We start from the raw sequence: 16103 nt of genomic DNA on the forward strand, positions 1-16103 counted from the left end.
GGGGCGGGCTGATCAGAAGCTGTTGATGGTCTTGCGCTGGCCGTCCTTCATCTCCGCGATCAGCGCGTCGACGTGATAGTGCATCGCGCATTTGATAGCGTAGATCTGCAGGATCAGGGGGCTGGCGCGCCGTCGCAGCACGCGCGCCATGCGCCGCAGGTAGGCGTTGCGCAGGCGGCGGCTCGGGACGCGACGCGCCAGCCGCCAGGTGATCGCCGCCGCCTCCAGCGTCCAAGTCAGGTTCAGCTTGAGCAGCTTCAGCGGCTTGCGCCTCAGGTGGCGCAGCCGCGTCGCCTCCGGCCGGATGCGCGCCTTGAGATAAAGGTCGTCCACCCGGTCGAAATAGGCTTCGGTCTCGTACAGGGCCTCCATCACATGCAGGTAGCCGTCGCGCAGCTCCTGTCGGCCGATCTTCAGCGGAACGACATTGGTGCCGGCATCCGGGAAATCGTCGGGATCCAGGCGGCCCTCGCGCCGCAGCCGCTCGTGCAGCGGCGTCTTGGGGATCGCGTGCAACATGCCGACCATGGCGTTGACGATACGAGCGTCGCGAATGAAGGCAGGCTGGATATCGAAGATCGTCGGATCATCGTTGTCGAAGCCCAGGATCATGCCGCACCACACCTCCAGCCCGGTCGCCTGGATGGCGTGGATCTTGTCGAGCAGCGTATGCCCCTTGCGCAGGTTCTGCAGCTTCTTCGTCTCCCGCAGCGATGCTTCGTTGGGCGTCTCGATGCCGACGAACACGATGCGCACATTGGCGTCGACCATGAGCTGCATCATCTCGGCGTCGTCGCTGAGATCCAGTGACGCCTCGGCGAAGAACGTCATCGGGTAGTCGCGGCGGCGCTGCCAGGCGACGACGTCGTGCAGGATCTCCTTGATGGCCTTCTTGTTGCCGATCAGGTTGTCGTCGACGATGAAGGCCGTATCCGTGCCGGTCGCCAGCAGCGCCTCCAGCTCGGCGATGACCTGGCGGCTGGTCTTGATGCGCGGCCGGCGGCCGAAGATCACGATGATATCGCAGAACTCGCAGGTGAACGGACAGCCGCGCGAGAACTGTACGCTGCCGACCGCGTAGTCATCCATCCTGAGCAGGTCGAAGCGCGGCACCGGCACGCTCGACATGTCGGTCCTGCCGTTCTGCTCGTAGCGATGCTGCGCCGCGCCGGCTTCGCGGTCGCGCAGGAAGCGTGGCCAGGTCTCCTCAGCTTCGCCGACGAAGACCACGTCGGCCAGCGACCCGAAGTAGTCCTCCTGCACCGAGACCCAGGGGCCGCCCACGACGGTGTAGGCGCCGCGCTGCTTCAGCACCGTGAGGATCTCGGTCATGCGCTTGCGCTGCACGCTCATGCCGGTAAGGCCGACGATGTCGGCGCGGGCGCACAGGTCGAAGTCGATGGGCTCGACGTTCTCGTCGATCAGCACGACGTCGTGCTCCGCGGGCGTCAACGCGGCGAGCAGCGGCAGGCAGGCGACCGGCAGGTTTGCCTTCGCGTCGAGCAGGGGCAGAGCGTGCTCAAGGCCCCAATAGGATGTTTCGAAACGTGGGTTGATGAGAACGATTTTCATCTCGTTCTCCTCGAATGGGCTGTGGCCGTAGGCTAGTGCGGGTCGGTGACCCCACGCTGACGGTGCGGCATGCCGCGCTGCTGCCGCTCACTTGTCCATCGTGCGCCGATCCTCGTCCGTCATCGGCCGCGCAGTATAGGACTTCAGCCGGCCCATCACCGTGCCGAAGCTGGTCGACATCTCCATCTTGACGGGCAGCAGCCGCTCGAAGCCGTCCAGGGCGCTGAACCAGAGCTTGGGTGGGTTCTTCTCGTAGGCGTCCTGCTTCAGGCGCTCTTCTTCGTATCCGGCGATGCGCTTCATGATGGCTTCGCAGACCGTCGCGTTGCCGACAGCGCCCTTGACCTCGCCATCGCTCAGCTTCTCGCCGTTGATCCGCCGCAGCGTGACATCGAAGCGCCGCTTGCTGTCGAACACGGGATAGACGCGATCGCACGGATCGTGTCCGGCGAGGGCGCCCGAGATGGCCGCCGTCAGCGGATCGAAGGCGCCGCGCTTCTGGTCCGGCGATACCGTCTTGTAGGATTTGGGCGTGAACGGCGGCTTGTGCTCTTCGCCATAGGTGCCGTCGCCGCGGTAGCTGACCTGCCAGGTGCGGGTCGCGCTACGGAACTGGATCCATGACCAGCCGCCCTGCGGGCGCAGGCCCTGGGCCGTGGCCTGTCCCCAGGCCCGGTTGCTGCCATTGAAGGTCGCGGTGAGAGCGGCGGCTATGCCTTCCTTGCTGAATTTGCTGTCGATGACGTAGCGGCTGCCCTGCATGCGCATCACCGCCTCGGCGCGAAAGGCGCGCAGGCCGCTGACGGTGAACTCGTACTCCAGCGACACCACGTGCCCCGTCGGGGATGGCGGCGTCTGCGCCAGCACCGCCGGGCTGCCGAGGCCAGCCAGGAGCGGCAGGCAGACCGCCGCCCGCGCCAGGGGGATGCCCATCACCGCTCTCGCTTGCATCGTCACCCCTTCGAATCTGCCGGAGCCGTTGGCGGCCGGAACTTTAGGCAAACGCCTAAGTCCTTGGCAACGCGTGCCAAGATCGCCATGTTCGATGTGGTCCCTCGTCTTGCCCTGGCCGCAATGAACCCGCCTGGAAACGCCGTCAAAACCCCGATCAAGCCCACCGATGCCTGGAAGGTGATCCGGATCGTCCTGCCGCATCTTTGGCCGCGGAATGCGCCGGAATTGCGACTGCGGGTACTGGTGGGCGCCGTGCTGCTGGTGGCGGCCAAGGTCACGAATGTCGGCGTCCCGGTGTTCTACAAGCACGCCGTCGACTCGCTTTCCAACCCGCTGGCCCAGGCCGTGGCGGTGCCGATCCTCCTGCTGGTGGCCTACGGCCTCGCCCGCGTCACGGCGCAGGCCTTCGGCGAGTTGCGCGATGCCATCTTCGCCAAGGTGGCGCAGCGGGCCGTCCGCAATCTTGCGCTGCGGACCTTCGACCACTTGCACCGGCTGTCGCTGCGCTTTCACCTGGAGCGCCAGACCGGCGGCCTGTCGCGGGTGATCGAGCGCGGCACGCAGGGCATGAGCTTCGTCATCAGCTTCATGACGTTCAACATCATCCCCACGGTGCTGGAGATCGCGATGGTCGCGGGGGTGATGTGGTTCCTGTTCGACTGGCGCTTCTCGCTGGTCACGATGGCCGCGATCCTGGGCTACGTCGTCTTCACCGTGCAGCTGTCGGCGTGGCGCAGCATGCTGGTGCGCCGGATGAACGACAGCGACACCGATGCCAACGCCAAGGCGATCGACAGCCTGCTGAACTACGAGACCGTGAAGTATTTCGGCAACGAGCAGCACGAGGCCGCCCGCTTCGACGTCGCGCGCCAGCGCTATGAGCGCGCCGCCGTGCGCAGCCGGATCTCGCTGTCGGTGCTCAATGTCGGCCAGGGCGCGATCATCTCGCTGGGCCTGGTGGTCGTGATGGCGATGGCCGGGCAGGGCGTGATCGACAAGACCATGACCTTGGGCGACTTCGTGGCGGTCAATGCCTTCCTGATCCAGCTCTACCAGCCGCTCAACATGCTCGGCTTCGCCTTCCGCGAGATCCGCGACGGCCTGGTCAACATGGAGAAGATGTTCGATCTGCTGCAGATGCCGGAGGAGGTCGCCGACAAGCCGGGTGCGCCGCCTCTGGCCGCCGGGCCGGGCGCCGTCACCTTCGAGCATGTCAATTTCCGCTACGAGGCCGACCGCCAGATCCTTCATGACGTGTCGCTCGCCGTGCCGCCGGGCCACACGGTGGCCATCGTCGGCCCTTCGGGCGCCGGCAAGTCGACCATCTCGCGCATCCTCTACCGGTTCTACGATGTCGCCGGCGGGCGCGTCCGCATCGATGGCCAGGATATCCGCGATGTCACCCAGAAGAGCCTGCGGGCGGCGATCGGCATCGTCCCGCAGGATACCGTGCTGTTCAACGACACCGTCTACTACAACATCGCCTATGGCCGCCCCGGCACCACGCGCGATGAGGTCGAGGAAGCGGCGCGGCTGGCGCGGATCCATGATTTCATCGTCTCGCTGCCCAAGGGCTACGAGACGATGGTCGGCGAGCGCGGGCTGAAGCTGTCGGGTGGCGAGAAGCAGCGGGTCGCGATCGCCCGTACCATCCTCAAGAACCCCCGCATCCTGCTGTTCGACGAGGCGACGTCGGCGCTCGATACCCGCACCGAGCAGGAGATCCTGGCGTCGCTGCGCGAGGTCTCGCGCGGCCGCACGACCTTGGTGATCGCCCATCGCCTGTCGACAGTGATCGATTCGGACGAGATCGTGGTTCTGATGGCCGGCCGCGTCGCCGAGCGCGGCAGCCACGCCGCCCTGCTGGCGCGCAACGGCGTCTACGCCGACATGTGGCGCCGCCAGCAGGAGGCCGCCGCCGAGGCCGCGCGCAAGGTCGAGGAGCCGCCTTCGCTGCGCGCCGAGGGGCACCTGGCGGCGGCGCAGTGACTGGGTGACGCCCGATCTGGTATGCTGAGGCTAGGTCTGGAGCGGACGATGCTGCGGGACGAGATCATTGCCAGATTGAAGCGGGAGGAGCACACATCTGCGTGCCCGTGGCGTGACTCGGTTGGCGCTGTTCGGCTCGGTCGTGCGTGGTGAGGAACGGCCCGGTAGCGACGTCGATCTGCTGATCGATGTCGATCCCAATGTCAAATTTTCGCTGCTCGATCGTGCAGGAGTGATCAATCGGCTGGAAGATGCCCTTGGCCGACCTGTCGAGGTCTGTCGCCGTGAGATGCTGAAGCCGTTGCTGCGTGACCGCATTCTGTCGGAAGCCATGGACGTCTTCTGATGCCGCCAGGACGATCGCATCTCGGATCTCGGATCTGGTCAATTGTGACCCTGGGTCTTCCTACCTTGGAGCTTGCCGTTACGTCGATGTTGCAGGGATTGGATCCGCTTCCCTGACGCGGCCATGCCCTTTGGAACTTTGGGCCCGCGCCACGGCTGACAATGCCGATCCGATCCGCTAGACCGGTCGTGATGACCGCGCTGGCAACAAAGACGCAACCCGTGGAAGATCCCCTCTTCGCCCCGCTGCTGGCGGGCGATCGGCGGGCGTTGGCGCGCGCCATCACCCTGGTCGAGTCCACGCGCGAGGATCATCGCGAGCGGGCCGATGCGCTGTTGACGGCGCTATTGCCCCATACCGGCAGGTCGGTGCGGCTGGGCATCACCGGCGTGCCGGGCGTCGGCAAGTCGACATTCATCGAGCGGTTCGGCCTGCACCTGATCGAGGCCGGCCACAAGGTGGCCGTTCTGGCGATCGATCCGTCATCCAAGCGCACGGGCGGCTCGATCCTGGGTGACAAGACGCGCATGGAGCTGCTGTCGCGCCAGGCCAATGCCTTCATTCGCCCCTCGCCGGCCGGCACGACGCTGGGCGGCGTCGCCCGGCGGACACGCGAGGCGATGCTGCTGGTCGAGGCTGCCGGCCACGACGTGGCGATCGTCGAGACCGTGGGCGTAGGCCAATCGGAGACCGCCGTCGCCGACATGGTCGATATGTTCATCCTGCTGCTGCCGCCGTCGGGCGGCGATGACCTGCAGGGCATCAAGAAAGGCGTCGTGGAGCTGGCCGATCTGCTGGTGGTCAACAAGGCGGACGGCGACCTGGCCAGGGCGGCGCAACGGTCGGCCAGCGACTATCTGAACGCCCTGCGGCTGCTCTATCCTGTCTCCGCCGCCTGGATGCCCGAGGTGCGGACCTGCTCTGCGGTCGAGGGCCGCGGTATCGCCGAGGTGTGGGATGCCGTCGGCCGCTACCGCGCCGCGCAGGGCGAGGCCGGCATTGCCAGGCGCCGCGGCGTGCAGGCGCGGGCCTGGCTGTGGAACGAGATCGGTGAGACCTTGATGGCGGCGCTGCGCCGGCACCCCGAGGTCAAGCGGCAGCTGGCGGCGCTGGAGCACGATGTCGAGACCGGTGCCCTGGCGCCGTCAGCGGCGGCGCGGCGCATCCTGGGGACGTTCTTGGGGCGATGAGCCAAGCGAAGAAAACGAACACCGCCAAGGGCGCACGCGTGCGCCAGGCGCTGGCGCGCAAGCTGGGCGCCAAGCCCGCGGGTGGCCGCGGCCGACGTGTCGACCCGGCCAAGGTGGCCGATGAGGTGCTGCCGTTCTGGAAGCGCAAGACGTTGGTGCAGATGACCCAGCGCGAGTGGGAGTCGCTGTGCGATGGCTGCGGCAAGTGCTGCGTCAACAAGCTCGAGTACGAGGAGACCGGCGAGGTCGTGCAGACCAATACCTGCTGCCGGCTGCTCGATACCCATACCTGCCGCTGCGGCGACTACAAGAACCGCAAGAAGATCGTGCCGGACTGCATCCAGCTCTCGCCTGATGTGGTGGCGGAGATGGATTGGCTGCCGCGTAGCTGTGCCTATCGGCTGGTGCTGCAGGGTCGCGATCTCTTCTGGTGGCACCCGCTGGTGTCCGGCGATCCCGAGACCGTGCACGAGGCCGGCGTATCGGCACGCGGCAAGGTGATCTCCGAGCTCGAGGCCGGCGACCTCGCCGAGCACGTGCTTGACGACTGGCTGTGAGGTTGTGGCGGCGTATGGTGGCGCAGGTGGACCAGCGTTCAGCCCGGCCGCGCTGGCGCGGGCTCTTCTTTGGACTGGCGCTCCTGGTCGTCCTGGCTGGCACAGCGGCGTGGTACGGATGGCGTTCCCTCGGCGCGGTCGCCGAGCTGCCGTGCCCGACGCAGCCGGCTGACCGCGGGATCGCCAATTGCTTGACCGCCGTCACTGTGCCCGGTGCCAACCTGACTGTGACAACGACGATCGGGCTGTCTGCGGACGGCACGGTCGCCTACTTCCAGACAGGGCCGGACCGTGCCGGTCCGGTGTCGCTGGTGGGAGTCTCGACCCGGGAGGGCCGCGAGATCTGGCGCCATCCGCTGCCGGTTCAGGCCCAGCCCCGGGGTATCGTGTTCGCGCCGTCAGGCGGGCAGGTCGCTGTGTGGGGCGGGGGCAGAAACGTGCGCGTGATGTCCGTGCCCGACGGCAAGGTGATGTCCGACATCACGACTGCGGCGCTTTTGGATTTCGACGTCTTGTTCTCGCCCGAGGGCGATGCGATCGTGGCCCATCACCAGCGCTACAAGCTCGGCGATACGGCCGAGGCACCCATGCCGGAGCCGGGCTTCCGTGCCGACGGCCGCTGCAACACCGTCGTCGGACAGAGCAATATCGGCCGGGTGCTGAGCCGTGACCGCGGCCTCGTGGTCAAGATGACGACGCCGGGGCGCTACGCGCGCGAGACGGATTTCTGCGCGGCGAAGACCATCCTCCCGCTCGACGGACCGGAGAGCGCGTTTCTGTCCTTCGCGCCGGGCGATCGGCATGTGGCGGCGACCTACAATATCGCCGGCCGCTCCAGGAGCGATTGGAGGACCCTGGTCGAGATCTACGACACCGGGGACCGTTCCTCGTCGGCGACCCGGGTGTCCCGCATCGTTCTTGATGGCGATGTCGGCTATCGCATCGGCTGGTCGCCGGACGGCAGACGGCTCGCCGTGCTCAAGGTCAAGGATTCGGTTGCTACGGCGCAGGTCTACGCCGTGCCATAATCGAGGTCATGGACCGAATTGCCGTCTTGACCACCAAGCGTTTGCGCCTGCGGGCCTGGGAGGAGCACGATCTTGCTCCCTTCGCGGCGCTGAACGCCGACCCGCTTGTGATGGCGCATTTCCCCAAGTGCCTGGACCGGGCCGAGAGCGATGCGTTCGCTGCCCGCATACGGGATCACTTCGCGCGCCACGGCTTTGGCCTGTGGGCAGTGGAAGTGCCTGGCGTCACCGGTTTCGCCGGGTTCGTCGGCCTGTCCGTGCCGGCGTTCCAGGCGCCTTTCACCCCTTGTGTCGAGATCGGCTGGCGCCTGTCCGCGGCGTGCTGGGGGCACGGCTATGCGACGGAGGCGGCGCGGGCGGCGGTGGCGTTCGGCTTCAACGACCTGGGGTTCAAGGAGATCGTCTCGTTCACGGTGCCGGCCAATCTGCCGTCACGCCGGGTGATGGAGCGGCTGGGCATGAGCCGCACGCCGGCGGATGACTTCGAGCACCCCAACCTGCCGTCGGGCCACAAGCTGCGGCCGCACGTGCTCTATCGCCTGCGCGCGCCGTAGCTCAGCCCGGCGGTGCTGCGCTGGGTCGGATGGGCTGGCGCTCGACGGATTGGAACTTGTTGGGGCAGGAGAGCTCGGTCGGATCGATCTCCTCGTCCTGGTCCTTCATCTCGATGGCGCAGAACACGAACTCGCCGCGCGGCTCGCCGTCGATGGTGATGTAATACGAATACGTGCCCGGCGGGTCGCCGTCGATGATGCACCAGGAACGCATCATGTAGCCGTCCACGACGCGTTCGCGCATGCGTGTGGTGGCCCGGGTCTTGTCCGGCGACACCTCGGTTTCCGGCCCGGCGATCACGTCCTTCGCCGGCTGCGAGGTCTGCAGCACCTCGACCAGGCTCACGGTGCGATCAGGGCCGCCCAGCCATGTGCGCCAGCCGAAGCAGGCCTTGTTGATCAGCAACGGGATGGCATTGGTCTCGTAATATTTCGTCGACCCGTCGCTCTTGGTGATCGAGACGAAGGGGATGCTGCGTACCTTGGGCGCCTTGCGTGGCGACTCCTGGGCCACGGCCAGGGACAAGGTGCCAGCGGCCAGCGCCGTGGCGGCGAGGCCGGCGAGGAGGAGGCGGGCGGAGCGGCTCATGGACATGTCCTCTATGTAGCCAGCTTTTCGCGGCAAAAAAGCGGCAAGACAACCGGCTCAGGCCCGATGATAGGGGTGGCCGGCCAGAATCTGCTGTGCCCGGTAGAGCTGCTCGATCAGCAGGATGCGTGCCAGCATATGCGGGAACGTCATCGGGCCGAACGACAGCACCAGTGCACACCGTTTGAGCAGTGCCTCCGGATGTCCCTCGGCGCCACCGATCAGGAACGCGAGATCGCCCGCCCCGGTGTCGCGGCGGGTACCCACCCAGCGGGCAAAGCCATCGCTGTCCAGGACCTTGCCGCGCCGGTCAAGCGCCACCAGGGCCGCGTCCGCGGGACAGGCCGCCAGCAGCAGGTCGGCTTCCCGCGCCATCCGCTCCGCCGCCGGCAGCTTTCGCCGCTCCTCGACCTCGCGCAGGGCCAGAGGCCAGGCCATGCGCTGGGCGTAGGAATCGTACAGCATCTTCTCGGGGCCAGCCTTGAGCCTGCCGACAGCGGCGAGTGTCAGGCGCATGGCCCGGCAACCTCAGGTATCGGTATCGCCGGCCTCGTCGTCAGCCGGTGCCGGCGCCTTCTTGCGGCGCGTGGCACGTGCCGGCTTGGCCTCGGCCGGACCCTCGGGGAAGCTCCACAGCCGCTCGAGCTGATAAAGCTCCCGCACTTCGGGGCGGAAGACATGGACGATGACGTCGCCGGCATCGACCAGCACCCAGTCGCCCTGTGACTTGCCTTCGACGCGCACGCCCTTGAAGCCGTTGTCCTTCAGACGCTCCGCGAGATGATCGGCGATCGCGGCCACCTGACGCGAGGAACGCCCGCTGCAGACCACCATGCTGTCGGCGACGGTGCTCTTGCCGGCAATGTCGATGACGGCGACATCCTCGGCCTTGTCCTCGGCCAGCGAGGCCAGGACCAGCTTCTGGACAGGATCGGACGATCGAGGTTGGCGTTTTGGGCGGGCGGGAATGGCAGGTCTCCTCGGACGTCAGGCAGGTCGGTGCCCGGCGCGTAATGCTGTTGCCGATAGCGGGCTCAACCTCGAATGGATGAAGCTCCAGGCCGGCGGTGCGGCGTCGGCCAGCGTTGCCGCGGCCTGTTCGCTCCGGCGGCGCTCAGGATAGCGTCGCGCCACGGCGCCGGCCAGGGCGCGTGTCCCGTTGCCTGGCCGGTCCAGCACCGCGAAGGGCGCCAGGCGGCACAGGTCGGGCCAGCGCTTCCAGCGCGCCATCTGGGCCAGGTTGTCGGCGCCCATCAGCCAGACGAAGCGCGTCGCCGGAAACAACTGCCGAAGCGCGGCCAGCGTGTCGATGGTGTAGCGCGTGCCCAGGGCACGCTCGATGTCGGTAACCCGGATCCGGGTGCCGGCAGCCTGGTGGCGGGCCTGGGCCATCCGCTGCTCCAGGGGCGCCATGCCGTCCGTTGCTTTCAGCGGGTTTTGTGGCGAGACCAGCCACCAGACCTCGTCGAGACGCAGCCGTTGCAGGGCTGTGAGGCTGATATGCCGATGGCCGGCATGGGCCGGGTTGAACGAGCCGCCCAGCAGGCCGATGCGGCGCGGCGCGCTGCCCAGGGCAGCACGGATCCCGGCAGGCAGGTAGGGACGGATATGGTCGCGGCGCACGCTCAGGATCCCAGGAACCGGCCCTTGCAGGAGAGCGTCTCCAGCCGCACCTCTTCGCCGGGCTCCAGCCGGATGCCACAGAACCGGAAATTGGCGACCGTCTTGCCGTCGATCAGCACGCGGTAGAGATATTCGCCCGGTGGATCGGCATCGTTGACGCACCACGTGCCGCTCACACCGCCCTGGGTACGCACGGTGCGACGCCACTCGGTGCCATCCGACGACTGGTTGATCTTGATATCCGAGGAGACGTCGAACCGGGTCGGGCCGGGCGTCCGCTGGATCTCAGTGAGCACGACGGTCCGGTCGGATCCAGGCAGCACCACCACCCAGGTGTAGCAGGCGCGCACCGGCCATAGCGGGAAAGCGTCGCTGCGGACAGGTCCCTGGATATTCTCGCCGCGTTCGTTGCGGACGACGACATAGGTGTAGGTGTCGGTCACGCCGGGCGACGACTGGGCCCGGGCCCCTGGCGGCGCGGCCACGGCCAGCCCTGTCGCCAGCATGGTGATGCCGATCCTCAACGACGCAGACGCCACGTCACGACCCCATGAACTTCTGCGGACAGGTCAGCTCACCCAGCTGGAACGGTGAGCCTGCGGGCAGGCGCACGGCGCAGAACTTGAACTCGGCGACTAGCCGGCCCTCGACATGCACCTCGAACACCACCTCGCCCTCGGGGTCGGCGTCGTTGACGCACCAGGCGCTCTCCAGCCGGCCGTCATTGCCGACATAATCGCGGCGCGTGGCCGTGGTGGTGTCCTGCGTCTCGTTGATCGTGAAGCCGCCGCCATCGAAGCGGGTCGGTGCCGGCATCTTCTGGACCTCGACCAGCTCGACGAACCGGTTGCGCTGCGGGACGGTCACGACCCAGCCGAAGCACGACCGCACCGGCCATAACGGCACGACGTTGTTCGTCACCGGACCCTGCACGAGGCTGCCATGCTCGTCGCGGACCTCGACGAAAGGAAAATTGCCGGTCGCGGGGGCGCTGTCAGCCAGCGCCGGCGTCACCAGGCACGCGATCGCCCAACCTGTCATTCCGAGCACAGCGAGCGATCTCCTGCGGCTGACGCGTGGTGCGTCCCCTCGGAAGGATCCCGTGTCGCGCTCGGGATGACGGATTGGCTGATCGTGGATCACGGGCGCAGGGTTCCCTGGCCACGTACGACATTCTTGTAGGTGGTCAGCTCGACAAGCCCGACGGGCCCGCGCGCGTGCAGGCGGTCGGTCGAGATGCCGATCTCGGCGCCGAGGCCGAACTCGCCACCGTCGGCGAATTGTGTCGAGGCATTGTGCATCACGATGGCGCTGTCGACCTCGTCGAGGAAGCGGGTGGCGGTGGCGGCATCGGCGGTGATGATGGCGTCGGTGTGGCCGGAACCCCAGGTCGCGATGTGCCGCATCGCGCCTTCCACGCCGTCGACAGCGGCGACGCTGATGACCGGCGCCAGGTACTCGGTGCGCCAGTCAGCCTCGCTTGCGGCCGTCACGCGCGGGTCGAGCGCCTGGATCTCGGCGTCGCCCCGCACCTCGCAGCCCAGCGCGATCAGCCGTTCGATCACCGGTCCGGCATGCGTGGCCAGGGCCGGCCGGTCGATCAGCAAGGTCTCGGCCGCGCCGCAGACGCCGACGCGGCGCATCTTGGCGTTGGCCACGACGTCGCGGGCCATCGCGACATCGGCGGCGCGGTCGACATAGACGTGGCACAGCCCTTCGAAGTGCTTGAGCACCGGCACCCGGCTCTCGGCCGACACGCGCTCGATCAGCGCCCGGCCGCCGCGCGGAACGATCAGGTTCAGGAAGCCCGTGGCCTGCAGCAGCGCGCCGACGGCGGCCCGATCGGTGGTCGGCACGAGCTGGATGCAGTCCTCGGGCAGGCCCGCTGTCGCCAGGCCGCGGCGCAGGCAGGCGGCAACGGCACGCGAGGAATGGAAGCTCTCCGAGCCGCCGCGCAGGATCACGACATTGCCGGACTTGAGGCACAGCGCGCCGGCATCGGCTGTGACGTTGGGACGTGATTCGTAGATCACGCCGATGACGCCGATCGGCACGCGCACGCGGCTGATGCGCAGTCCGTTGGGGCGTGCCCACTCTTCGATCACCTGGCCGACGGGATCGGGCAGGGCGACGATTTCGTCGAGGCCGGCGGCCATGCCCTCGACGCGGGCGTCGTTGAGCAGCAGCCGGTCGAGCATGGCGTCGTTGAGGCCGCCGGCGCGCGCCGCCTCCATGTCGCGGGCGTTGGCAGCCAGAATCTGGCTGCGCTCGGCCCTGATCAACCGCGCCGCCTCGCGCAGCGCTGTATTCTTGGCCTCGGTCGAGGCCGTGCGCAGCGTTGCGGCGGCGGCCTTGGCGCGTTGGCCCAGATCGCGCACGATCGCTGCAGGATCGGAGTCGGCGGGCTTGGTCTGCACGTTCATGGTTCGTCCTTCACACGCCCAGTATACGCCAAGTCGATCCGCTCTCCCATGGCGGACGGGAGGGCGGTGCTTCCGTCACTCCATCGCCAGGTCGTCGCGATGGATCAGCTCCTCGCGGCCGCGCCAGCCCAGCACGGTCTCGATGTCGGCGCTGCGGTGGCCGGCGATGCGGCGGGCATCGTCGGCGCCGTAGGCCACCAGGCCGCGCGCCAGGGTGTTGCCCTTGCGGTCGCACACCAGCACCGCCGCGCCGGCCTCGAAGGCGCCATTGATCGCCACCACGCCGGCGGGCAGCAGGCTCTTGCCCGCCGCCAGCGCCCGGGCGGCGCCGTCATCGACCACCAGCGAGCCGGCGGGCTTCAGCGTGCCGCCGATCCAGCGCTTGCGCGCGGCATCGGGCTTGGCCGAGGGCAGAAACCAGGTGCAGCGTGCCCGGCCGTCGAGCAGGGCGGTCAGCGGATTGAGCCGGCCGCCGTCGACGATCGCCATGCGACAGCCGGCGGCCATGGCGATGCGCGCCGCGATCAGCTTGGTGACCATGCCGCCGTTGCTGAGCTCGCTGGTGGCGGCGCCGGCCATGGCCTCGATCTGCGGCGTGATCTTGCGCACTTCCGGAATGAACGCGGCGCCGGGGTTGCGGCGCGGGTCGGAATCGTAGAGTCCGTCGATGTCCGAGAACAGCACCAGGGTGTCGGCGCTCACCATCTCGGCGACACGGGCAGCGAGGCGATCGTTGTCGCCGAAGCGGATCTCGGCGGTGGCCACGGTGTCGTTCTCGTTGATCACCGGCACCGCACCCTGCGCCAGCAGCGTGGTCATGGTCTGGCGCGCGTTGAGATAGCGCTCGCGCTGCTCGCTGTCCTCCATGGTCAGCAGGATCTGCGCCACCACGATATCGTGCCGGGCCAGGGTCTCCTGCCAGGCATGGGCGAGGCCGATCTGGCCGACGGCGGCCGAGGCCTGCTTCTGCTCCAGGCGCAACGCGCCGCGCGCCAAGCCCAGCCGCGCGCGCCCCAGCCGCACGGCGCCGGAGGACACCACGATCACCTGCGCGCCGCCGTGGCGCAGGCGGGCAATGTCGTCGGCCAGGGCATCGAGCCACTGCTGCCGCGGATGGCCGGTGCTCTCATCGACGATCAGGGCCGAGCCGATCTTCAGGACGATCCGCCTGGCGCCGGCGAGTCGCCTGTCGCCGCGGCTGGTCATGATGCCTGTCCCTGCGACCGGACCGCGCGGCTCCGGTCACGCTCATCGGCGCACCATGAGCCCGCGGCCTGATCAAAGCGTGCTGCGTCGCTCATGACACGGCGTCCGCGCCGGCGGCCTCGGCGTCGCGCTGGCGCCGCAAGTCGGCCGCCTTGCGCAGCAGGCGCAGCACGGGCTGCAGGCCGGTGCCGGCGATGCCGGAAATCGTGTGCACGGTCTTGCGGCTGGCCTTGGCCAGCGCTGCGCGCTTGGCCTCGATGTCCTCGGGCGTCAGCGCATCGGTCTTGTTGAGCGCCACGATCTCCTTCTTCTGCGCCAGGCCGTGGCCATAAGCCTTGAGCTCGGCACGCACCGTCCTGTAGGCCCCGACCACGTCGTCCTGCGTGCCGTCGATCAGATGCAGCAGCGCGCCGCAGCGCTCGACATGGCCGAGGAATCGCGTGCCCAGGCCGGCGCCGTCGCTGGCGCCCTCGATCAACCCGGGGATGTCGGCCAGCACGAGCTCGCCGTCGTCGATGCGCACCACGCCCAGCCCGGGGTGCAGGGTGGTGAAGGGGTAGTCGGCGATCTTGGGCCGGGCGCGCGACACTGCGGCAAGGAAGGTCGACTTGCCGGCGTTGGGCAGGCCCACCAGCCCGGCATCGGCGATCAGCTTCAGCCGCAGCCAGATCCAGGTTTCCTGGCCCGGCGTGCCGGGCCCGAAACGGCGCGGTGCGCGGTTGGTCGACGATTTGTAGCGCGTGTTGCCGGCACCGCCGGCGCCGCCCTCCAGCAGCACCACGCGCTGGCCGATTTTGGTCAGGTCGGCCAGCAGGGTCTCGCCGTCCTCGGCGAAGATCTGCGTGCCGCGCGGCAGGCGCAGGACCACGTCCTTGCCACGCGCGCCCGTGCGGTCGCTGCCCATGCCGTGGTGGCCGCGCTGGGCCCTGAAGTGCTGGGCGTAGCGGTAGTCGATCAGGGTGTTGAGCCCGTCGACGCATTCCAGCACGATGTCGCCGCCGCGCCCGCCGTCGCCGCCGTCAGGGCCGCCGAACTCGATGAACTTCTCACGCCGGAAGCTGACACAGCCCGGCCCGCCTGCGCCGCTCTGCACGAACACCTTGGCCTGGTCGAGGAATTTCATCGGTCTGATCCGGACAAACAAAGAGGGGGAATGGCGAGCCATTCCCCCTCGGCGGATTGAAGGTGCGGGGAACGGCTACTCGGCCGCGAGCGGCGGCTGCGGCGCCGGTTCCACGCTGACGAACACCTTGCCGTGCGACTTGGTGGCGAACTTCACGCGGCCGTCGACCAGCGCGAACAGCGTGTGGTCGCGTCCGACGCCGACATTGGCGCCGGCGGCCATCTTGGTGCCGCGCTGGCGCACCAGCACGTTGCCGGCCAGCACGGCCTGGTCGCCGAAACGCTTGACGCCCAGCCGCTTGCTCTCCGAATCACGCCCGTTGCGCGACGAGCCGCCTGCTTTCTTGTGTGCCATTGCCCTTGCTCCGAATTCCGCGCGCCCAGGCCTGCCTCAGGCGACGATCTGATCGATCTTGACCTTCGTCATGAGCTGACGGTGGCCGTTCTTGCGCCGCGAGTTCTGGCGGCGCCGCTTCTTGAAGACCAGGATGGTGTCGCCCTTGACCTGCTCGACGATCGAGGCGGTCACCTTGGCGCCGGCCACGGTCGGCGCACCGACCTTCAGGCCGTCATCGGCGCCCACCGCCAGCACCTCGCCGAACTCGACGGCGGCGCCCTTGTCGCCGGCCAGCCGGTCGACCGTCAGCACCTCGTTGGCAGCCACCCGGTACTGCTTGCCGCCCGTGCGAATCACCGCATACATCGTCGCCACCCTGCCGGGGCCGGCCGCGGCGTCCGCACAGGCGGTTCCAGCGCACCAAAGGCCCGAAAATCGAAAAAGCGGGCCGCCGGCCCGCCGTGCTCAAGGCGGCGCAATATACGCACCAACGCCGCGGAGTCAACGCGACGCAGCGTCAAAGACGGCCCTGCGGCACCGATGCCCGGGTGGCGGGGCGGTCTCCGCCGGCAGCCGGATTTCCTGTTTGTCGACAACGGGTTGGCCCGTTGCC

Annotated in this window: 18 protein-coding genes and 1 pseudogene; 6 read left to right on the forward strand and 13 right to left on the reverse strand. The window is 68.2% G+C overall.

All coding sequences use genetic code 11. From position 1 onward, the window contains the following. Positions 1-12: 12 nt before the first annotated feature. The gene (locus FHP25_RS08425) at positions 13-1572 is read right to left on the reverse strand and encodes a B12-binding domain-containing radical SAM protein (protein WP_147846477.1); all 1560 of its coding nucleotides are present in this window, start codon (positions 1570-1572) and stop codon (positions 13-15) included. 87 nt (positions 1573-1659) lie between these two features. Continuing rightward, on the reverse strand, positions 1660-2523 hold the full coding sequence (locus FHP25_RS08430) for a DUF3108 domain-containing protein (RefSeq protein ID WP_178133381.1): 864 nt from the start codon (positions 2521-2523) through the stop codon (positions 1660-1662). Between the two features lie 87 nt (positions 2524-2610). Between FHP25_RS08430 and FHP25_RS08435 the strand changes: the two genes are divergently transcribed. From FHP25_RS08435 to FHP25_RS08460, 6 genes are all read left to right on the forward strand, one after another. Beyond that, on the forward strand, positions 2611-4515 hold the full coding sequence (locus FHP25_RS08435) for an ABCB family ABC transporter ATP-binding protein/permease (protein ID WP_231712246.1): 1905 nt from the start codon (positions 2611-2613) through the stop codon (positions 4513-4515). Positions 4516-4627: 112 nt separating this feature from the next. After that, positions 4628-4861, forward strand: coding sequence for a nucleotidyltransferase family protein (locus tag FHP25_RS08440; RefSeq protein ID WP_331461673.1), 234 nt, complete (start codon positions 4628-4630; stop codon positions 4859-4861). A gap of 221 nt (positions 4862-5082) precedes the next feature. After that, entirely contained in the window at positions 5083-6051 is a 969-nt protein-coding gene (gene meaB, locus FHP25_RS08445) for a methylmalonyl Co-A mutase-associated GTPase MeaB (RefSeq protein WP_331461674.1), read from the forward strand. A 113-nt stretch (positions 6052-6164) separates the two neighbouring features. Further along, a complete protein-coding gene (locus tag FHP25_RS08450; RefSeq protein ID WP_269434387.1) occupies positions 6165-6608 on the forward strand; it encodes a YcgN family cysteine cluster protein in 444 nt (147 codons plus the stop codon). Positions 6609-6622: 14 nt separating this feature from the next. Then, positions 6623-7636 carry a YncE family protein gene (locus FHP25_RS08455; protein ID WP_147846483.1) on the forward strand — a complete coding sequence of 338 codons (1014 nt, stop codon included), beginning with the start codon at positions 6623-6625 and terminating at the stop codon, positions 7634-7636. 26 nt (positions 7637-7662) lie between these two features. After that, the gene (locus FHP25_RS08460; RefSeq protein WP_331461675.1) at positions 7663-8190 is read left to right on the forward strand and encodes a GNAT family N-acetyltransferase; all 528 of its coding nucleotides are present in this window, start codon (positions 7663-7665) and stop codon (positions 8188-8190) included. Position 8191: 1 nt separating this feature from the next. Here FHP25_RS08460 and FHP25_RS08465 read toward each other — a convergent pair whose 3' ends face one another. From FHP25_RS08465 to rplU, 11 genes and pseudogenes are all read right to left on the reverse strand, one after another. Continuing rightward, the gene (locus FHP25_RS08465) at positions 8192-8779 is read right to left on the reverse strand and encodes a hypothetical protein (RefSeq protein ID WP_147846485.1); all 588 of its coding nucleotides are present in this window, start codon (positions 8777-8779) and stop codon (positions 8192-8194) included. Positions 8780-8836: 57 nt separating this feature from the next. After that, positions 8837-9295, reverse strand: coding sequence for a 23S rRNA (pseudouridine(1915)-N(3))-methyltransferase RlmH (rlmH, locus tag FHP25_RS08470; RefSeq protein ID WP_147846486.1), 459 nt, complete (start codon positions 9293-9295; stop codon positions 8837-8839). 12 nt (positions 9296-9307) lie between these two features. After that, entirely contained in the window at positions 9308-9748 is a 441-nt protein-coding gene (gene rsfS / locus FHP25_RS08475) for a ribosome silencing factor (RefSeq protein WP_147846487.1), read from the reverse strand. A gap of 18 nt (positions 9749-9766) precedes the next feature. Further along, entirely contained in the window at positions 9767-10402 is a 636-nt protein-coding gene (locus FHP25_RS08480; RefSeq protein WP_231712248.1) for a nicotinate-nucleotide adenylyltransferase, read from the reverse strand. A gap of 2 nt (positions 10403-10404) precedes the next feature. Further along, a complete protein-coding gene (locus tag FHP25_RS08485; RefSeq protein ID WP_147846488.1) occupies positions 10405-10908 on the reverse strand; it encodes a hypothetical protein in 504 nt (167 codons plus the stop codon). Positions 10909-10942: 34 nt separating this feature from the next. Continuing rightward, positions 10943-11452, reverse strand: coding sequence for a hypothetical protein (locus FHP25_RS08490; protein WP_178133383.1), 510 nt, complete (start codon positions 11450-11452; stop codon positions 10943-10945). An 89-nt stretch (positions 11453-11541) separates the two neighbouring features. After that, the gene (locus tag FHP25_RS08495; protein ID WP_147846490.1) at positions 11542-12825 is read right to left on the reverse strand and encodes a glutamate-5-semialdehyde dehydrogenase; all 1284 of its coding nucleotides are present in this window, start codon (positions 12823-12825) and stop codon (positions 11542-11544) included. A 75-nt stretch (positions 12826-12900) separates the two neighbouring features. Continuing rightward, positions 12901-14031, reverse strand: coding sequence for a glutamate 5-kinase (proB, locus tag FHP25_RS08500; RefSeq protein WP_147846491.1), 1131 nt, complete (start codon positions 14029-14031; stop codon positions 12901-12903). Positions 14032-14122: 91 nt separating this feature from the next. Then, the gene (gene obgE / locus FHP25_RS08505) at positions 14123-15154 is read right to left on the reverse strand and encodes a GTPase ObgE (RefSeq protein ID WP_147846492.1); all 1032 of its coding nucleotides are present in this window, start codon (positions 15152-15154) and stop codon (positions 14123-14125) included. A gap of 75 nt (positions 15155-15229) precedes the next feature. After that, positions 15230-15508, reverse strand: a complete 279-nt coding sequence (gene rpmA / locus FHP25_RS08510; protein WP_147846493.1) for a 50S ribosomal protein L27 — start codon at positions 15506-15508, stop codon at positions 15230-15232. Positions 15509-15550: 42 nt separating this feature from the next. Beyond that, a pseudogene (gene rplU, locus FHP25_RS08515) lies at positions 15551-15856 on the reverse strand (50S ribosomal protein L21); the annotation flags it as partial. Between the last annotated feature and the right edge of the window lie 247 nt (positions 15857-16103).

The organism is Vineibacter terrae (assembly GCF_008039615.1).
GTDB lineage: Bacteria > Pseudomonadota > Alphaproteobacteria > Reyranellales > Reyranellaceae > Vineibacter > Vineibacter terrae.

What these genes read in the sequence shown, in the direction of transcription:
- obgE (WP_147846492.1), bottom strand. Translation starts at nt 15,154, where the DNA reads ATGAAATTCCTCGACCAGGCCAAGGTGTTCGTGCAGAGCGGCGCAGGC.
- rpmA (WP_147846493.1), bottom strand. Translation starts at nt 15,508, where the DNA reads ATGGCACACAAGAAAGCAGGCGGCTCGTCGCGCAACGGGCGTGATTCG.
- FHP25_RS08465 (WP_147846485.1), bottom strand. Translation starts at nt 8,779, where the DNA reads ATGAGCCGCTCCGCCCGCCTCCTCCTCGCCGGCCTCGCCGCCACGGCG.
- FHP25_RS08495 (WP_147846490.1), bottom strand. Translation starts at nt 12,825, where the DNA reads ATGAACGTGCAGACCAAGCCCGCCGACTCCGATCCTGCAGCGATCGTG.
- FHP25_RS08485 (WP_147846488.1), bottom strand. Translation starts at nt 10,908, where the DNA reads ATGCTGGCGACAGGGCTGGCCGTGGCCGCGCCGCCAGGGGCCCGGGCC.
- FHP25_RS08455 (WP_147846483.1), top strand. Translation starts at nt 6,623, where the DNA reads ATGGTGGCGCAGGTGGACCAGCGTTCAGCCCGGCCGCGCTGGCGCGGG.
- FHP25_RS08435 (WP_231712246.1), top strand. Translation starts at nt 2,611, where the DNA reads ATGTTCGATGTGGTCCCTCGTCTTGCCCTGGCCGCAATGAACCCGCCT.
- FHP25_RS08425 (WP_147846477.1), bottom strand. Translation starts at nt 1,572, where the DNA reads ATGAAAATCGTTCTCATCAACCCACGTTTCGAAACATCCTATTGGGGC.
- FHP25_RS08430 (WP_178133381.1), bottom strand. Translation starts at nt 2,523, where the DNA reads ATGCAAGCGAGAGCGGTGATGGGCATCCCCCTGGCGCGGGCGGCGGTC.
- rlmH (WP_147846486.1), bottom strand. Translation starts at nt 9,295, where the DNA reads ATGCGCCTGACACTCGCCGCTGTCGGCAGGCTCAAGGCTGGCCCCGAG.
- proB (WP_147846491.1), bottom strand. Translation starts at nt 14,031, where the DNA reads ATGACCAGCCGCGGCGACAGGCGACTCGCCGGCGCCAGGCGGATCGTC.